The 16,939-nt window shown below is 61.6% G+C and carries 12 protein-coding genes, 2 tRNA genes and 3 rRNA genes; 9 read left to right on the top strand and 8 right to left on the bottom strand.

The features are described 5' to 3' along the window. Positions 1–3: 3 nt before the first annotated feature. From hda to rrf, 6 genes are all read left to right on the top strand, one after another. Positions 4–699 carry a DnaA regulatory inactivator Hda gene (gene hda / locus U5S82_05845; GenBank protein MDZ7751175.1) on the top strand — a complete coding sequence of 232 codons (696 nt, stop codon included), beginning with the start codon at positions 4–6 and terminating at the stop codon, positions 697–699. Between the two features lie 320 nt (positions 700–1,019). Then, positions 1,020–2,518 (top strand): 16S ribosomal RNA (locus U5S82_05840). A 68-nt stretch (positions 2,519–2,586) separates the two neighbouring features. After that, positions 2,587–2,663 (top strand) — tRNA-Ile (locus tag U5S82_05835). A gap of 14 nt (positions 2,664–2,677) precedes the next feature. After that, positions 2,678–2,753: transfer RNA gene (locus U5S82_05830), tRNA-Ala, on the top strand. Between the two features lie 190 nt (positions 2,754–2,943). After that, positions 2,944–5,925 (top strand): 23S ribosomal RNA (locus U5S82_05825). Positions 5,926–6,035: 110 nt separating this feature from the next. After that, positions 6,036–6,151: ribosomal RNA gene (gene rrf / locus U5S82_05820) — 5S ribosomal RNA — on the top strand. The 16S, 23S and 5S rRNA genes sit together here with 2 tRNA genes alongside, the layout of an rRNA operon. Positions 6,152–6,767: 616 nt before the next feature. Here the strand turns inward: rrf and U5S82_05815 are convergent. The 3 genes from U5S82_05815 to U5S82_05805 form a co-directional block, all read right to left on the bottom strand. Next, the gene (locus U5S82_05815) at positions 6,768–7,406 is read right to left on the bottom strand and encodes a 2OG-Fe(II) oxygenase (protein MDZ7751174.1); all 639 of its coding nucleotides are present in this window, start codon (positions 7,404–7,406) and stop codon (positions 6,768–6,770) included. 67 nt (positions 7,407–7,473) lie between these two features. Then, complete coding sequence (locus U5S82_05810; protein MDZ7751173.1) at positions 7,474–7,959, bottom strand: hypothetical protein; 486 nt, start codon at positions 7,957–7,959, stop codon at positions 7,474–7,476. Between the two features lie 50 nt (positions 7,960–8,009). Next, entirely contained in the window at positions 8,010–8,783 is a 774-nt protein-coding gene (locus U5S82_05805; protein MDZ7751172.1) for a hypothetical protein, read from the bottom strand. A 290-nt stretch (positions 8,784–9,073) separates the two neighbouring features. On the opposite strand from U5S82_05805, the gene U5S82_05800 reads away from it, so the two are divergent. After that, on the top strand, positions 9,074–9,847 hold the full coding sequence (locus U5S82_05800; GenBank protein MDZ7751171.1) for a DUF4384 domain-containing protein: 774 nt from the start codon (positions 9,074–9,076) through the stop codon (positions 9,845–9,847). A gap of 149 nt (positions 9,848–9,996) precedes the next feature. On the opposite strand, the gene acs is transcribed toward U5S82_05800, so the two are convergent. Together acs and U5S82_05790 are read right to left on the bottom strand one after the other, a co-directional pair. Further along, the gene (acs, locus tag U5S82_05795; GenBank protein ID MDZ7751170.1) at positions 9,997–11,934 is read right to left on the bottom strand and encodes an acetate--CoA ligase; all 1,938 of its coding nucleotides are present in this window, start codon (positions 11,932–11,934) and stop codon (positions 9,997–9,999) included. A gap of 157 nt (positions 11,935–12,091) precedes the next feature. Continuing rightward, positions 12,092–12,556: a universal stress protein gene (locus U5S82_05790; GenBank protein MDZ7751169.1), complete on the bottom strand. Its 465-nt coding sequence runs from the start codon at positions 12,554–12,556 to the stop codon at positions 12,092–12,094. A gap of 197 nt (positions 12,557–12,753) precedes the next feature. Here U5S82_05790 and U5S82_05785 point away from each other — a divergent pair, with 197 nt between their 5' ends. Further along, on the top strand, positions 12,754–13,152 hold the full coding sequence (locus U5S82_05785; protein ID MDZ7751168.1) for a DUF302 domain-containing protein: 399 nt from the start codon (positions 12,754–12,756) through the stop codon (positions 13,150–13,152). A gap of 75 nt (positions 13,153–13,227) precedes the next feature. Here U5S82_05785 and U5S82_05780 read toward each other — a convergent pair whose 3' ends face one another. The 3 genes from U5S82_05780 to U5S82_05770 all read right to left on the bottom strand — a co-directional run bounded on the left by U5S82_05780 (position 13,228) and on the right by U5S82_05770 (position 16,276). Then, a complete protein-coding gene (locus tag U5S82_05780; GenBank protein MDZ7751167.1) occupies positions 13,228–14,742 on the bottom strand; it encodes an FHA domain-containing protein in 1,515 nt (504 codons plus the stop codon). A 134-nt stretch (positions 14,743–14,876) separates the two neighbouring features. Beyond that, on the bottom strand, positions 14,877–15,677 hold the full coding sequence (gene fetB, locus U5S82_05775; protein ID MDZ7751166.1) for an iron export ABC transporter permease subunit FetB: 801 nt from the start codon (positions 15,675–15,677) through the stop codon (positions 14,877–14,879). Beyond that, on the bottom strand, positions 15,677–16,276 hold the full coding sequence (locus U5S82_05770) for an ABC transporter ATP-binding protein (protein ID MDZ7751165.1): 600 nt from the start codon (positions 16,274–16,276) through the stop codon (positions 15,677–15,679). The genes fetB and U5S82_05770 overlap by 1 nt, the downstream gene beginning before the upstream one ends. A 131-nt stretch (positions 16,277–16,407) precedes the next feature. Here U5S82_05770 and U5S82_05765 point away from each other — a divergent pair, with 131 nt between their 5' ends. Then, positions 16,408–16,848, top strand: a complete 441-nt coding sequence (locus U5S82_05765) for a host attachment protein (protein ID MDZ7751164.1) — start codon at positions 16,408–16,410, stop codon at positions 16,846–16,848. Positions 16,849–16,939 lie beyond the last annotated feature (91 nt).

The raw sequence follows: 16,939 nt of genomic DNA, 5'->3' as shown, positions 1-16,939 counted from the left end.
CCGGTGGCCTGGCAACTCGCCCTCGGCCTCAAGACCGACGACTTTCCCACCTTCGAGGCCTTCGTGGCAGGCGGCAACCGTGAAGCCGTAACCATCCTCCACGACCTGGTCATCGCGGCGCGGCCCGGTGTCGCCTATATCTGGGGGCCGGCGGGTAGCGGCAAGACCCATCTGCTGCAGGCCGCCTGCGTCGGCGGGCCGGCGGCCGGCATATACTTGCCCCTCGCCGAACTCGCCCACCACGGGGTGGGCCTGTTGGACGGCCTCGAATCCCGGACGCCCCTGTGCCTGGACGATATCGGCACGGTGGCGGGCGACGGCGCCTGGGAAGAGGCCCTGTTTCATCTGTTCAACCGCGCCCAGTCCGCGGGGGCGCTGGTGGTGATGGCGGGTCGCTCACCGCCGCGCGGCCTGGGGATCCGCCTGCCCGATCTGCTGTCCCGGCTGGTGGGGGGGCTCGGGATCCCCCTGCGGGCGCCCACGGACGAGGAGTTGGTGGAAATCCTGCGGGCCATGACCGCGCGCCGGGGCATGCGCGTGGCCGACGATGTCCTCGGCTACCTGCTGAGCCGGGAGCGCCGGGAACTCGGGTATCTAGCGATGTTGGTGGAACGGCTGGACCGGTGTTCTCTGGCCTCTCAGCGGCGCGTAACCATACCGTTTATTAAGGAGGTCCTGGACGCGTCGGAGTCCTCTTGAAAATAGTTGTTGACGGGGCTTCCGGGGCACGTATAATGCGCCCCTCTTCGCAACCGGCAGCAGCAGTTCAGCAGCCATTGTGAAAGAAACAAGTTGACAAGCGGATGGCAGTTCGATGACAATTCCGCTTCTCAACCGGCGAGCAAGACCTCTCCGGCGATTCTTTAAAAATTCGGATTCAGACAATCTGTGTGGGCACTTGTGTCGGCGGTCGGTTTCACTGAAAGACCTATCGACATAACGTGCTTGAACACAAGCAGTAACACGTCAAGTACTTTAAGTCGAGCTACGAATAGACCGCTTCGGTGGTCAAGAAGCTTGAACTGAAGAGTTTGATCCTGGCTCAGATTGAACGCTGGCGGCATGCCTAACACATGCAAGTCGAACGCGAAAGTTCCTTCGGGAGCGAGTAGAGTGGCGGACGGGTGAGTAACGCGTGGGAATCTGCCCAGTAGTGGGGGACAACCCGAGGAAACTCGGGCTAATACCGCATACGCCCTACGGGGGAAAGACTTCGGTCACTATTGGATGAGCCCGCGTCCGATTAGCTTGTTGGTGGGGTAACGGCCCACCAAGGCCGCGATCGGTAACTGGTCTGAGAGGACGACCAGTCACACTGGGACTGAGACACGGCCCAGACTCCTACGGGAGGCAGCAGTGGGGAATCTTGGACAATGGGCGAAAGCCTGATCCAGCAATGCCGCGTGTGTGAAGAAGGCCTGCGGGTTGTAAAGCACTTTCAGTGGGGAAGATTATGACGGTACCCACAGAAGAAGCACCGGCTAACTCCGTGCCAGCAGCCGCGGTAATACGGAGGGTGCGAGCGTTAATCGGAATTACTGGGCGTAAAGGGCGCGTAGGTGGTCTGGTAAGTCGGATGTGAAAGCCCCGGGCTCAACCTGGGAATTGCATTCGATACTGCTGGGCTAGAGTATGGTAGAGGAGAGTGGAATTCCCGGTGTAGCGGTGAAATGCGTAGATATCGGGAGGAACACCAGTGGCGAAGGCGGCTCTCTGGACCAATACTGACACTGAGGCGCGAAAGCGTGGGGAGCAAACAGGATTAGATACCCTGGTAGTCCACGCCCTAAACGATGAGAACTAGACGTTGGGGGAATCTGTCCTCTAGTGTCGCAGCTAACGCGTTAAGTTCTCCGCCTGGGGAGTACGGCCGCAAGGTTAAAACTCAAAGGAATTGACGGGGGCCCGCACAAGCGGTGGAGCATGTGGTTTAATTCGATGCAACGCGAAGAACCTTACCAGCCCTTGACATCCTCGGAACTTGGCAGAGATGCCTTGGTGCCTTCGGGAACCGAGAGACAGGTGCTGCATGGCTGTCGTCAGCTCGTGTCGTGAGATGTTGGGTTAAGTCCCGTAACGAGCGCAACCCTTGTCCTTAGTTGCCAGCACATAATGGTGGGAACTCTAAGGAGACTGCCGGTGACAAACCGGAGGAAGGTGGGGATGACGTCAAGTCATCATGGCCCTTATGGGCTGGGCTACACACGTGCTACAATGGTCGGTACAGAGGGTCGCGAACCCGCGAGGGGAAGCTAATCCCAGAAAACCGGTCGTAGTCCGGATCGGAGTCTGCAACTCGACTCCGTGAAGTCGGAATCGCTAGTAATCGCGGATCAGAATGCCGCGGTGAATACGTTCCCGGGCCTTGTACACACCGCCCGTCACACCATGGGAGTGGGCTGCACCAGAAGTAGGTTGCCTAACCTTCGGGAGGGCGCTTACCACGGTGTGGTTCATGACTGGGGTGAAGTCGTAACAAGGTAGCCGTAGGGGAACCTGCGGCTGGATCACCTCCTTTCATTAAAGTGTGCCGATTCCGGCGCAAGTGTCCACACACATTGTCTGAATCCCAATACCGTTGAGCTCGGGTCTGTAGCTCAGTTGGTTAGAGCGCACCCCTGATAAGGGTGAGGTCGGTGGTTCAAATCCACCCAGACCCACCATTAAAGCAATGTCAGGGGCCATAGCTCAGCTGGGAGAGCATCTGCTTTGCAAGCAGAGGGTCGGCGGTTCGATCCCGCCTGGCTCCACCAGGCAGTTCTTTGCAGTTAATCAATTGCAGTCAGTTGATTAAGTGCTTGGTCCTGAAATCAAGCGGTTCTTTAACAATTCGGATGAAGTATGAATGGCGCCGATGGAATGCCGTATCGAGCATTCCATCAAAGGTGAAAGTCGTTATTCGTGGACCAGCAACATGTGACTTCAGATTGTTTGAGGTTATATGGTCAAGTTACAAAGCGCATACGGTGGATGCCTTGGCGACAGGAGGCGATGAAGGACGTGACAGCCTGCGATAAGCTTCGGGGAGTCGGCAAATAGGCTTTGATCCGGAGATTTCCGAATGGGGAAACCCACCCTTCGGGGTATCTGTACCTGAATACATAGGGTGCAGAGGCGAACCCGGGGAACTGAAACATCTAAGTACCCGGAGGAAAAGATATCAACAGATATTCCCTAAGTAGCGGCGAGCGAAAGGGGAACAGCCCTTAAGCCTTTGAGTTCTAGTGGAAGGTTCTGGAAAGGACCGCCATAGTGGGTGATAGCCCCGTACACGAAAGAGCGAAAAAGGTGAAATCGAGTAGGACGGGACACGTGTTATCCTGTCTGAACATGGGGGGACCATCCTCCAAGGCTAAATACTACCTGTCGACCGATAGTGAACCAGTACCGTGAGGGAAAGGCGAAAAGAACCCCGGTGAGGGGAGTGAAATAGAACCTGAAACCGTATGCGTACAAGCAGTGGGAGCCCCTTCGGGGGTGACTGCGTACCTTTTGTATAATGGGTCAGCGACTTACTTCTCAGTGGCAAGCTTAACCGTTTAGGGGAGGCGTAGGGAAACCGAGTCTGAATAGGGCGTTTAGTCGCTGGGAGTAGACCCGAAACCGGGCGATCTACCCATGGCCAGGGTGAAGGCGGGGTAATTCCCGCTGGAGGCCCGAACCCACTTATGTTGAAAAATGAGGGGATGAGCTGTGGGTCGGAGTGAAAGGCTAATCAAGCCCGGAGATAGCTGGTTCTCCCCGAAAGCTATTTAGGTAGCGCCTCGTGTCTCACCCTCGGGGGTAGAGCACTGTTTGGGCTAGGGGGCCATCCCGGCTTACCAAACCCATGCAAACTCCGAATACCGAGGAGTGCAATCACGGGAGACAGACGGCGGGTGCTAACGTCCGTCGTCAAGAGGGAAACAACCCAGACCGCCAGCTAAGGTCCCGAAATCATAGCTAAGTGGGAAACGATGTGGGAAGGCACAGACAGCCAGGAGGTTGGCTTAGAAGCAGCCATCCTTTAAAGAAAGCGTAATAGCTCACTGGTCGAGTCGGCCTGCGCGGAAGATGTAACGGGGCTAAGCTATGTACCGAAGCTGCGGATGCGTGCATTTCACTTAAATCCATTCGTTCTCGAAGAGCGCGTGAGCGGCGTAGCCGCGAACAAAGCGTTCATCAAAGTCGAGGCCGGTAGGGAGTGGATTTAAGGAAATGCACGCATGGTAGGGGAGCGTTCCGTAAGCCTGCGAAGGTGTGTCGAAAGGCATGCTGGAGGTATCGGAAGTGCGAATGCTGACATGAGTAACGATAATGGGGGTGAAAAACCCCCACGCCGAAAGCCCAAGGTTTCCTGCGCAACGCTAATCGGCGCAGGGTGAGTCGGCCCCTAAGGCGAGGCCGAAAGGCGTAGTCGATGGGAAACAGGTTAATATTCCTGTACTTAGTGCCACTGCGATGGGGGGACGAAGAAGGCTAGGTCATCCGGGCGTTGGTTGTCCCGGTTCAAGCTTGTAGGGAGTGTTCCTAGGTAAATCCGGGGACACAATCCCGAGAAGCGATGACGAGCCCCTATAGGGGGCGAAGTGATTGATGCCATGCTTCCAGGAAAAGCCTCTAAGCTTCAGGTGGCATTGAACCGTACCCCAAACCGACACAGGTGGGCAGGGTGAGAATCCCAAGGCGCTTGAGAGAACTCGGGTGAAGGAACTAGGCAAAATAGCACCGTAACTTCGGGAGAAGGTGTGCCCTTGCCGGTGAAGAGACTTGCTCTCGGAGCTGGTGGGGGTTGCAGTGACCAGGTGGCTGCGACTGTTTATTAAAAACACAGCACTCTGCAAACTCGTAAGAGGAAGTATAGGGTGTGACGCCTGCCCGGTGCCGGAAGGTTAATTGATGGGGTTAGCTTCGGCGAAGCTCTTGATCGAAGCCCCGGTAAACGGCGGCCGTAACTATAACGGTCCTAAGGTAGCGAAATTCCTTGTCGGGTAAGTTCCGACCTGCACGAATGGCGTAACGATGGCCACGCTGTCTCCACCCGAGACTCAGTGAAATTGAAATCGCTGTGAAGATGCAGTGTACCCGCGGCTAGACGGAAAGACCCCGTGAACCTTTACTACAGCTTTGCACTGGACTTTGAACATGTTTGTGTAGGATAGGTGGGAGGCTTTGAAACCGGGACGCCAGTTCCGGTGGAGCCAACCTTGAAATACCACCCTGGCATGTTTGAGGTTCTAACCCAGGCCCGTTATCCGGGTCGGGGACAGTGTATGGTGGGTAGTTTGACTGGGGCGGTCTCCTCCCAAAGAGTAACGGAGGAGCACGAAGGTACCCTCAGCGCGGTCGGAAATCGCGCATTGAGTGTAAAGGCAAAAGGGTGCTTGACTGCGAGACAGACACGTCGAGCAGGTGCGAAAGCAGGTCTTAGTGATCCGGTGGTTCTGTATGGAAGGGCCATCGCTCAACGGATAAAAGGTACTCCGGGGATAACAGGCTGATACCGCCCAAGAGTTCATATCGACGGCGGTGTTTGGCACCTCGATGTCGGCTCATCACATCCTGGGGCTGTAGTCGGTCCCAAGGGTATGGCTGTTCGCCATTTAAAGTGGTACGCGAGCTGGGTTTAGAACGTCGTGAGACAGTTCGGTCCCTATCTGCCGTGGGCGTTGGAGATTTGAGAGGAGCTGCTCCTAGTACGAGAGGACCGGAGTGGACGTACCTCTGGTGTTCCGGTTGTCACGCCAGTGGCACTGCCGGGTAGCTATGTACGGACAGGATAACCGCTGAAAGCATCTAAGCGGGAAGCCCCCCTCAAGATGAGATCTCCCTGGACCCTCGAGGTCCCTGAAGGGCCGTTGAAGACTACAACGTTGATAGGCCGGATGTGAACGCGCAGTAATGTGTGAAGCTAACCGGTACTAATTGCCCGTGAGGCTTGACCATATAACACTCAAACAATTTGAGTATCTACGAACGCGGCTTTTGCCGACGTCATTCATCACTTCAATCCGAATTTTCGACAACACCGAGAGGTGTTGACGGAGCAAAGTTTGCCTGGCGGCCATAGCGAGTGGGAACCACCCGACCCCATACCGAACTCGGAAGTGAAACTGCTCAGCGCCGATGATAGTGTGGGGTCTCCCCATGCGAAAGTAGGTCACTGCCAGGCTTTATACCCAAACCCCCGTGGTCGCATACGACCACGGGGGTTTTTCTTTGGGCATGGCGAGGCTCCTTTGTAGGTCGGGATTCATCCCGACATCCGGCCAGATACACCACCACCGGTTCCCGGGTCACGCATGTGGGTCGGGATTCATCCCGACATCCGGCCAGGCACACCACCACCGCACGTTCCTAGGGCACGGATGTAGGTCGGGATTCATCCCGACATCCGATCCCGCCGTATGCACCCCACGCCGGGTAGGGATCCCCACCGGCGGGCTGTCGGGCTGAAGCCCGACCTACAGCCCGACCTACAACCGACCCACAGGTACGCCACCACCGCCGGTTCCCGGGTCACGCATGTGGGTCGGGATTCATCCCGACATCCGGCCAGGCACACCACCACCGCACGTTCCTAGGGCACGGATGTAGGTCGGGATTCATCCCGACATCCGATCCCGCCGCATGCACCGCGCGCCGGGTAGAGATCCCCACCGGCGGGCTGTCGGGCTGAAGCCCGACCTACAGCCCGACCCACAGCCCGACCTACAGCCCGACGCACAACCGACACGCCGGGTCCATTGCGGTCCCGGGGCCTTCTTGGGGCGTGGGGAACTCTTGCATCAATCCATGGGGGTATTGACCCGGAACCAGCCCGTCACGCTGTAGCGGTGGCGGTTCGCGACGGCCACGGCGTGGGGGAAATCCGCGCTGAGGAATACCACCAGGGTGCCGAATACGGGCAGGATCCGAGGAGATATCTCGTCTCCGTTCAGGGTGTACAGGCGCAGTTCACCGCCGTCGGCCACGGTCCATCCGGGATTGAGATACAGGACCGTGGTCACTACGCGGTTGGTGTCGCCTTTGAATGCATCGAGATGGCGCTTGTAGAACGCGCCGGGGGGGTAATGGGCGAAATGGCATTCGTAGTCGAACAGCCCGAGGAAGAGCCGGCGGTTCAAACCCTGGCGCAGTGTCTCCATCCAAATCAAGTAAGCGCTGTCCGCCGGGTGCGTCGCGTCGAGCCACAGGATGTGATCCCGGCGCACAAAGGGATTCACAAGGAGGGCCCCTTGTCGCCCTATGCCCGCGGGCTTGAAGTCGCCGGGCTCGAGTTCGATGATGCGCTTGAGGAGATCTTCCGTAATGGGTGGTGGAAGCGCGTCGAGGATGATGGAATAACCCTTTTCGCGCAGCCCATTGGCGATGCGCTCGGTGACATCCCCGTCGCGAGGCCCGACGGGGGATGGCAGTTCGCTCACATACTTGATTCCGGCGGGATGACTGGTGGCAGGGGCGCCGCCCCGGCAATGTCGTGGCCGGCATGGCTCACCACGCGGTGGCCTCCTCGATGATGGCCTCGAAAAGGGCCCTGATCTCCCCTTCCAGTTCGGCATCCTCCGTCGCCAGAACCGGGTTGCGGTAGCTTAGCTGCACGGTGTCGGGGGCATCGGGAAGTACATAGGCGGCGATGGTCATAGGGCACGTTGCCACGTTGCGACGATCCGAATTGAACATCTTGTGAGCGAGGTCGGCGCTGCAGAATTCGTAGGAGATGGCGTCCAGGTAGATGCCCTTTTCATATCCAAGGTCCGTGGCCGTGCGCTCTAACATCTCCTGGAGATGGGATGTGCCGCTCAGGACCAAACCCTGGTTTTGAATCGCGAACTTGAGGCTGCCGGTGATGTTGTCGAATTCCCCCTGCACCGCATGACTCACTACCGGGGGATCGACATGGCGATCGGCCGTTGCCAAGGGTGAGACGCCGAGCTGGAAGATCAGGAGGGGAATGGCGAGATAGGGTGTCTTCGTCATCTGAGACTTCCGTGCGTTTATGTGGCCAGAGAGATTATTGCTGAACGCCTTCAGGGAGCGCCCAATGAAGTGGACAGCTGTCGCACTCTCGTGGTTCCCGGGGTGTCCCCATAGCCTGCCCCCACCAGATCAAGCCCGGGACCGGCCCCGAGCCGTTGGCGGTGAGCGAGGAGATCGATACCCGTCTCGGCCTCGAGGCGGGTGAGGAATGTTTCGAAGCCGTTGCTTCCGGCCGTGCCGCGCCCGGAGGGATTGGCGGACGATGCCCGATAGTACAGGGCGAAAGACTTTTCGGAATCGCCGATGAGCCAGGTGAAGCATGATTGCCTGAGCAGGCGTTGCGCAGGGCTCTCATGCTCTTCATAGGCATGGGCCAGCACTTCGTGGGCGGGGCCGCATAGTTTCAGCACGGCTTCTTCTTCGGCCTGGGAAAGGTACGATGCCGACGCGCTCTGCCCATTGGCCAGGTTGGCCAGGTAAGCGAGCACCGCGCTGTCCGTGGGGGTGTCACGATCCCCCCTGGCTATCAGTTGCTCCAGGCGATCGGCCTCCTGCTGGAAAGTGCGTCGATCCGATACCTGACCAGCGGGTAGGCGCGCGGTCTCCAGGGTGATGGCCGTCTGCACGTCTAGGGTGTCCCCGGGCGGTACGTTACGCAGCATGTCTTTGAGGGCTGCGATGGCCGTTTCGCCCCGGGTTAGGAATATCCGGGCCAAAGAGTCCGCGTCCCTGTTGGATTTGGTGTCCAGGTACGGGCTGTTACAACCGGTGACGGCGGCCGCCACGATGACCGTGGAGATGGCGAGTATAATTGCGCGACGCATTCGGTCGATCTGGCCTCGATGAAAGTCGTGGGACGGTGGAAGAGAATGGTTGTTGATGAGAACCGGCAACTCCTGTCAAGCTTAGATCCATCCGGTATTGTGATCAATTGCTTAAAGTATGGATACATCGCCCGCAGGGCCCGGGGTGGCTTCTGGAAAACGCTCCGGCAGCCCCATGAGGTGCGGGTGGGCCATCTGGTACCCTCCGCAGGCAGCCTGGCCGTTTTGATCCCCGGTCTTTCCCCGTTACGCCAGCCCTTTGGCGGTGGGCCCTGAGGAATTATTAACCTATGTGCCATTTACGAACCTACCTGCTCGCCGCTTGCCTGTCCTGTTCCGTCTTCGTCACGCCGGTGATGGCCACCGATATCGACTTGTCCGTGGAGGCACGGCATATCCGCGAAGACCGCAGCCAGGTGATCTTCCCCGTGACCGACGGGGCCGTTCTCAGGTCCGGCGACGGGCTCAGGGTACGGCTCGAGGTGCTGGAGCGGGCGCCGGTCTACCTGATGTTCGTCGGCAGCAGCGGGAATCCCTCCATGGTGCTGCCCGGGCGGCAGGAGGATATCGGCAAGCAGGTGCCGGCCGGGGCGGTGGTCGAGATCCCTCCGGAAGGGACCTTTTTCAATCTGGACGAGAACACCGGTGACGAGGCCATTTTCGCCTTCACCGGCGAGGCCACTCCGCGCCAGATTGGACGGCTCCTCGACGACATCCGGGCGGCGGCGGGAGACATTCCCCGGATCACGCGTCTCATCATGGATGATTTCGAGACCGTGGAGCGTGTGGCCTTCGAGCACATACCGGCGGGTCCCCTCGAGGGGATTGGCTTCACGGTGCCGGAAAAGCGGGGTACCGGCAGCGGGGAGGGGCATTCCGGCGCGGCCGAGACGCGGGATAGGGCCGGCGAACCGGCGACGGGCAGCAGGCCCCGCGGATTCCGTTTCGTCATTCCCCAGAATGTGGGGGATGAACTGGATGACGTGCTTTCCGAAGAGGGATCCCTCATCCCCGGGGATGTGCGTATCCCCGATGCCGCTGGCCCGGCCCCGGCGAGCCCTTAGGAGTCTGATCGAAATTAACTTGCCATCTTTCGATCTGGCGACTACTACGGATAAGCTCGATGCGGCTATCAGAGTGACAAGCTAATTCTCGTCAGTGGCCTTAGGGACCCTGAACCGCCGCCCCGGGGCGGCGGCCCGGCACGGCGCCATTATTTGGCGGCACGGTTCTCTATGAGATGGTCCACTACGCTCGGGTCGGCGAGGGTGCTGGTATCTCCCAGGTTGTCCACCTCGTTGGCGGCGATTTTGCGCAGGATGCGCCGCATGATCTTGCCGGAGCGGGTCTTCGGCAGACCGGGCGCCCACTGGATGACGTCCGGGCTGGCGATGGCGCCGATCTCCGCGCGTACCAGTTGCACCAGTTCCTTGCGCAGTGCATCCGTGGCTTCCACCCCCTGCATCAGGGTGACATAGGCGTAGATCCCCTGGCCCTTGACGTCGTGGGGATACCCCACCACCGCGGCCTCGGCCACCGCCTCGTGGAGCACCAGGGCGCTTTCCACCTCCGCCGTTCCCATGCGGTGTCCAGAGACGTTGATGACATCGTCGACCCGCCCAGTGATCCACCAGTAGCCGTCCGTGTCCCGCCGCGCACCGTCGCCGGTGAAATACATGCCCGGGTAGTTGGCGAAGTAGGTGTTCAGGAACCGCTCATGGTCGCCGTAGACGGTGCGCATCTGCCCGGGCCAGGGATGGGTGATGACGAGGTTGCCCGAGGCGGCGCCCTCGAGGATGTTGCCCTCGTTGTCCACCAGGGCGGGCTGGACGCCGAAGAACGGTTGGGTGGCGGAACCCGGTTTGAGGCGGGTGGCCCCGGGCAGGGGGGTTATCAGAATGCCCCCGGTCTCCGTCTGCCACCAGGTGTCCACGATGGGGCAGCGGTCGTCCCCGACCACCCGGTGGTACCATTCCCAGGCCTCCGGGTTGATGGGTTCGCCCACGGAGCCCAGCAGCTGCAGTGACTCCCTGGAGGTCTTCTTCACCAGGTCGTCGCCCAGCCCCATGAGGGCGCGAATGGCCGTCGGCGCGGTGTAGAAGATATTCACCTTGTGCTTGTCCACCACCTGCCAGCAGCGGCTGCCATCCGGATAGGTGGGTACGCCCTCGAACATCAGGGTCGTCGCCCCGTTGGCCAGCGGCCCGTAGACGATGTAGGTATGTCCGGTGACCCAGCCGACGTCGGCGGTGCACCAGTAGATGTCGCCGTCCTGGTAATCGAATACGTATTTGTGGGTGATGGCCGCGTACAGCAGGTAACCGCCCGTGGTATGCAGCACGCCCTTGGGCTTGCCGGTGGAACCCGAGGTATAGAGGATGAACAGCGGGTCTTCGGCATCCATCTCCTCCGCCGGGCACTCCTCGGAGGCCTCCGCCATCAGTTCGTGGTACCAGGCGTCCCGTCCAGGGTGCCAGGCCACGTCTCCCCCCGTGCGCTTCACCACCACTACGGTGTGTACCGAGGGACTGGCGTCCGCAGCCTTGTCGGCATTGGCCTTCAGGGGGACGTGCCGCCCCCCCCTCACGCCCTCGTCCGCGGTGATCACCACGCCGCACTCCGAATCCTGGATGCGGTCCTTTAGGGCCTCGGGGGAGAAGCCGCCGAAGACGATGGAATGAACGGCGCCGATACGGGTGCAGGCGAGCATCGCCACGGCGGCCTCGGGGATCATGGGCATGTAGATGCTGACGCGGTCGCCCTTCCCGACGCCTTTGGCCTTGAGACAGTTGGCGAACTTGCAGACCTCCCGGTGGAGTTCGCGATAGGTGATGTTGCGGTCTTCCTCCGGATCATCGCCTTCCCAGATGATGGCCACCTGGTCGCCGCGGGTGTCGAGATGCCGATCGAGGCAGTTATAGCTCACATTGAGTTTGCCACCCTCGAACCAGCGGATATGGGCTTTGTGATAGTCCCAGTCCAGTACTCGATCCCATGGTTTGAACCACGTCACGAACTCCTCGGCCTGCTCCGCCCAGAAGCCCTCGGGGTCTTCGATGGACTGGCGATACATGGCCTGATATCTGTCCTCATCGATGAGGGCGCGGGCGGCGGTGGCTGCGGGTATCTCGTAAATTTTCTCGTCCGTCATCGCGTGCGTTCTCCAGGAGCGGAAGGGTTCGAATGGTAGGGGCGCAGGGGGCCCCCGGGTACCCCCTTGGGATGTCGTCGTGGCGCGTATCGTTGCACCCTGCTTGCGGTCACGTACCGGCCGGGGGCCTGGCGCCCAAACCGCCGTGCCTCCAACGTCACCCGCCGACCTTGACGGCGAGTATGTCGCAGGGCGCGTGGTGCAATACACCGTTGGCCGTGGATCCGAGCAGCAGTTCGAGGCCATGAACCCCGTGATTCCCCATCACGATGAGGTCCGCCTCTTCGCGTTGGGCCACGTCCAGGATGCCGTGCTTGGGGGTGTTCACTTCCACGAGGTGGTGGATATGCTCATCACCCAGCCGGCGACACAGGTCCTCCAGGCTGCGATTCGCCTGGGCTACGACCTCCGACTGGATATCCACATCCATCGGCAGGGTGGTCATGAACTCGTAGGCCGGTTCTTCCATGAGATTGGCGGTCACATGGAGGATGGTCAGACGGGCGTCGAACTCGTGGGCCAGCGCGAGGGCGCGTCCGGCGACCGTGTCGGCGTCCGGTGACAGGTCCACGGCCGCGAGGATGTGGTGATAGCCGGGTTTGTCGGTGTCTTTTTCAGGCATGGGTGAATTATCGGGAAGTGGATTGACTGACAAGCATAGACCACAGTTCCCCCGGCTGGCACCATCGCCTGACGCCCGCCCCGAACGGCACGGGGTTTGGTGGCTTGGGGATGCGGCTTCATGTGTGGGAACATCCGCGACCTCCGACAATGCCTGATACTGTGGGCAATCCAAACGCGAATCCAAGGGGACGAATCATGTCGAATTACGGTTTTGATATACACGTGGATGGCGGTTTCGATGACGTCGTGGAGCGGGTCACCGAGGCCCTGAAGGCCGAGGGTTTCGGGGTCTTGAGCGATATCGATGTCAAGGCGACTCTCAAGAAGAGGCTCGATATCGACCGCCGGCCCTACCGCATCCTCGGTGCCTGCAACCCGCCCCTGGCCCACCAGGCCCTCGAGGCGGAGCCGGATATCGGCCTGCTGCTGCCATGCAACGTGGTGGTGCGGGAAGACGACGATGGGCGCGTCGTGGTGGCTTTCATGGATCCCCAGGCGGTGCTCGGTATCGTACAGCGTGAGGAACTCGCCCAACTGGGAGCGGAGGTCAAGACGAGGCTCCAGAAGGTGCGGGACGCCCTGCTTGAGGGCTGACGCCCCGTTACGCCGGGGCGGCTGCCGGGGCAGCCGCCGTCCGGACCGCTAGCCAATAGGCCGGCAAAAGCCATTTCATGGGTAGGGCGACCACCCTTTCTGGGTGGCGCTGAGGTCCTCGCCATCCGAGGCCTCACCGGCCCCCGGGGAATCGAGACGGAACATCAAGGCCACGTCGCCGATCTCGAGCTTGTCGCCCTCCTTGAGCTGACTGCTCTGTACCTGTCGCCCGTTGACGAATACCCCATTGAGGGAATTGAGGTCCGAGACCACGTAGGCGCCATCCGGACCGCGATGGATCTGGGCGTGGTGCCGGGATACGGAGTTGTCCTCGAGGCGAATATCGTTGTCGGCGTTGCGACCCAGGCGGAAGGTGACCCCCCACAGCGGGATGGGGGACCGGCCGGGCTCCAGTACATGCTCCAGCACGCCGTGGTGCGGGGTCTCCCCGGATTCGAAGGGGGGCGCCTTGGATTTCTTGGTCACCTCATTATCGGGCGCCGACCTGATCTTCCTGACCAGCACATAAGCGACGATGCCGAACAGCGCCAGGAAACCGCCGAGCAGAGCGAGGTCGAGCAGGGAGGCTCCCCCCTCGGGTTCCAAGCGCGGAGCGGCTGGTCGCTGAGGGGGGCTTTGCGGGGCCGACACGGGTGCCGGAGGGGTCCCGAGAGTGACCTGGGCGGAGTGGGCGTGAGTCCCCGCGGGCGTGTCGATTTGAATGTCCAGGGTGCCGGAGCGCCGTGTGCCGTCCGGGTTGCGGATATGGAAGGTGCCGCCATTGTCCACCGCGCGAAAGGGGGCCTCGAGGAATGAGGCCGGCAGGGCGCCCTCATCATCTGCGGCGACGAAGTCGCCCCCGGTCTCATCGCTCAGGCGCCGCAGGCTCTGCAGATGGGTCGACTCGTGGGGCGTGGCGGCGAAACCGATACTGTTGACGACGACATCGCCGGTGCGGGCGGCCTCGATCACATCCCGGGCGAAATATGCCGTGTCGTCCGCCTGGCCGTCGGACACGATGATCACGCCCTTGCGATCGGTCGGTTGTTTGGCCAGCAGCCTGACGGCGATGAGGGTGGTGCGGTAGAGCTCCGTCGGTTGGTCACTGGGTTCCAGCCGCGGCAGGGCGCCGATGATGTCTTCGGCATCATGGACCGGCAACTCCAGCAGGCGCAAATCGGTGTCTATGACGGCCAGGCCGAAACGCTGATGAGGCGCCGCCTTCTCCAGCATGGACTCGATCTGTCGTTTCTTGTCCGCGAATTGCGACCGCTGCTCGGTAGTGCCGGTATCTACCAGGATCAGGATGGTGGAGCGGGCGTCCTCGCCGGGATAGGGTGTGATGTCGTCCACCTCCAAGACCTCGTCGTCCAGGGTGGCACGGATAGTGGTGACGGACTGACCCGGCGGTGACAGGCGGTAGCGGCAGCGCAATCCGCCGTCTTCGGCGGCACAGGAGACCTCGGCTTCGCCGGGCAGGTCGAAGGCCGTGGGCTCCGCGACGACCGCCGCGCTGCCCATCAGCATGCCGGAGAGGGCGAAAAGCGCCGTCCGGTTGCGCGGTATAGCCCTTCGTGTTCGTTGCGTCATGACCGCTTTCACTGGTTCAGGTTTTTTCCATTCTAGCCCTCCTTGGCCACGATCGCGCCCTGCGCGTCTCGGGCCAAGGGATGTTTTTCATCCACGCCGCGGGCCGCGGGCCGCAAGGTGGCGTTGGTGGGTACTCATCTCCCACCACGCAGGCGCTCCAGGCGCAGGCGGTGGCGGTGGTCGAAGAGGCGCCGGCTGGCCAGCCAGATGGCGGCGAGGGTCCCCAGGCCGCTGCCGCCGGCGATGAGGAACATGATGAGCACCTGATATTTCACCGCCTCCACAGGGGGGGCACCGGCCATGATCTGCCCGGTCATCATGCCCGGCAGACTGACGACGCCGGCGGCGGCCATGGCGTTGATGATGGGGATGAGGCCGCTGCGCAGGGCCTGGCGCTGGTAGTGGGCGATAGCCACCTCCCAGGGCTCACCCAGCATCAGACGGGCCTCGATGGCGTTCCGATGCTCCCAGGCGGATTGAGTCAGGCGGTCGAGTCCCAGGGCCACGCCGTTCATGGTGTTGCCGAGCAGCATGCCGAGGAGCGGGATGGCGTACTGGGGGGTGTACCAGGGTTGGGCACCCACCAGCACCACGAGGGCGAACACGGTGACTGAGAACGAGGAGATGAACATGGCGATGGCGCCGCTGCCGTATCCCCACCAGCCGCGCAAGCCGCGTTGCTGGCGTGCCCGTACTTCGTAGCCGGAGACGCCCAGCATCACCGCCGCCAGCAACGCCACTAACAGCAGACTGACATTGCCGAACAGGGCCTTGAGGACGTAGCCGATGATGGTGAGCTGGACGGCGGTGCGCACGCCCGCTACCACCAACTGGCGGCTGAGGCCCGCCGCCCGCACTGGACCCAGGAGGGCCAGCAGGGCCACCAGGGCCGCCGCGATGGCGAGATCGGCGGTACTGAGATGGATGAACGACATCAACCGAGGGTACCGGCGTCGATGGTCAGGGTGCGTCGCCCGACGCGGGCGGCCTGGGCCGCGTCATGGGTGATCCACAGGACGCTGGCGTCCGTGGCCTCCGCGTGACGGCGCACCAGATCCTCGATGCGCCGTCCGTTCTCCGCATCGAGATTCGAGGTGGGCTCGTCCAGCAGCAGCACCCGCGGATCGAGGGCCAGCACCCGCAGCAGGGCGAGCCGTTGCCGTTCGCCGCTGGACAGCCTCGCCACCGGCTCGCCGAGGATCCCGGCCTCGAGACCGAGGTCTTCGGGTGGATAGGGCGGTGGGCGGGGAAAGTGGGCGCCGGCCGTCTCCTCCCACCAGCTGCTCTCGGCCGGCAGTAGGGCCGCCAGCCGGCGCCACTGAGGAGCCTCGATGGCCTCCCGCGGCGTGTCGTCCAGACGCACCTCGCCGCGGTTCTCGTCGAGGTCGCACAGGGCCCGCAACAGGCGGCTCTTGCCGGCCCCCGAGGGCCCCTGCAGGCACACGATCTCGCCGGCCGCGAGTTCGAAAGACACTTCGTGGAGCACGGCGCTGGAGAGCTTGCGAACCAGCAGGCGCGGGGGGCGATGGGACATGGAGTCGGGCCTGGGGAAAGGGTGCGGGGATCTTACGGGCTTCAAAGCCCCATGTGTTAGAGTTCAACCAAGCGCTTCCGCCGGCCCTGGCATGTCCGGGGCCTCCATTTCCAAGACACTGAGGAGCGAACATGGAAAAGACTTGGGTGCTGGTTGCCGACACCTCCCGGGCAAGAATCTTTCAAGCCGACAAACCCCGCGGCCCCCTGAGTGAAGTGGAAACCCTCGTTCACACGGAGAGCCGTCTCCACGAACAGGACCTCACCGCCGATCGGCGGCCGGGCCGCAACTCCGGCGGCAACGGCGGCAACGGCCATTCCATGGGACATGAGGAGGACCCCAAGCGCCAGGAGGGCATTCGCTTCGCCAAGCACGTTTCCCAGTATCTCGACAGCGCTCACAATGAACGGCGTTTCGAGCGTCTCTACGTGGTGGCGGCGCCCTCCTTTCTGGGCGACCTGCGCCACAATCTCGGCAAGCCGGTGAGCGGCGCCATCAACGCTGAGATCCCCAAGAACGTCACGCGCCTGAGTGCGGGGGATATCCGCCAGCACCTGCCGGAGCGGCTCTGACCGAGGACGGAGTGAACCGCGCCCCCTGATGCGGCCCCCGGGAAGGGGCATGGCATTGGGTGGTGCGGCTATTGGCCTCATTAGAATCCAC

This window comes from Gammaproteobacteria bacterium (assembly GCA_034522055.1).
Lineage (GTDB): Bacteria > Pseudomonadota > Gammaproteobacteria > JAABTG01 > JAABTG01 > JAABTG01.
The sequence above is the reverse complement of the archived record's forward strand: the minus strand, read 5'-3'. Positions and strand labels throughout refer to the sequence as shown.

Bases quoted from the DNA above. Each gene is read 5' to 3' on its own strand.
- U5S82_05810 (MDZ7751173.1), bottom strand. From the start codon at position 7,959: ATGACGAAGACACCCTATCTCGCCATTCCCCTCCTGATCTTCCAGCTC.
- U5S82_05805 (MDZ7751172.1), bottom strand. From the start codon at position 8,783: ATGCGTCGCGCAATTATACTCGCCATCTCCACGGTCATCGTGGCGGCC.
- U5S82_05800 (MDZ7751171.1), top strand. From the start codon at position 9,074: ATGTGCCATTTACGAACCTACCTGCTCGCCGCTTGCCTGTCCTGTTCC.
- acs (MDZ7751170.1), bottom strand. From the start codon at position 11,934: ATGACGGACGAGAAAATTTACGAGATACCCGCAGCCACCGCCGCCCGC.
- U5S82_05790 (MDZ7751169.1), bottom strand. From the start codon at position 12,556: ATGCCTGAAAAAGACACCGACAAACCCGGCTATCACCACATCCTCGCG.
- U5S82_05785 (MDZ7751168.1), top strand. From the start codon at position 12,754: ATGTCGAATTACGGTTTTGATATACACGTGGATGGCGGTTTCGATGAC.
- U5S82_05780 (MDZ7751167.1), bottom strand. From the start codon at position 14,742: ATGACGCAACGAACACGAAGGGCTATACCGCGCAACCGGACGGCGCTT.
- fetB (MDZ7751166.1), bottom strand. From the start codon at position 15,677: ATGTCGTTCATCCATCTCAGTACCGCCGATCTCGCCATCGCGGCGGCC.
- U5S82_05770 (MDZ7751165.1), bottom strand. From the start codon at position 16,276: ATGTCCCATCGCCCCCCGCGCCTGCTGGTTCGCAAGCTCTCCAGCGCC.
- U5S82_05765 (MDZ7751164.1), top strand. From the start codon at position 16,408: ATGGAAAAGACTTGGGTGCTGGTTGCCGACACCTCCCGGGCAAGAATC.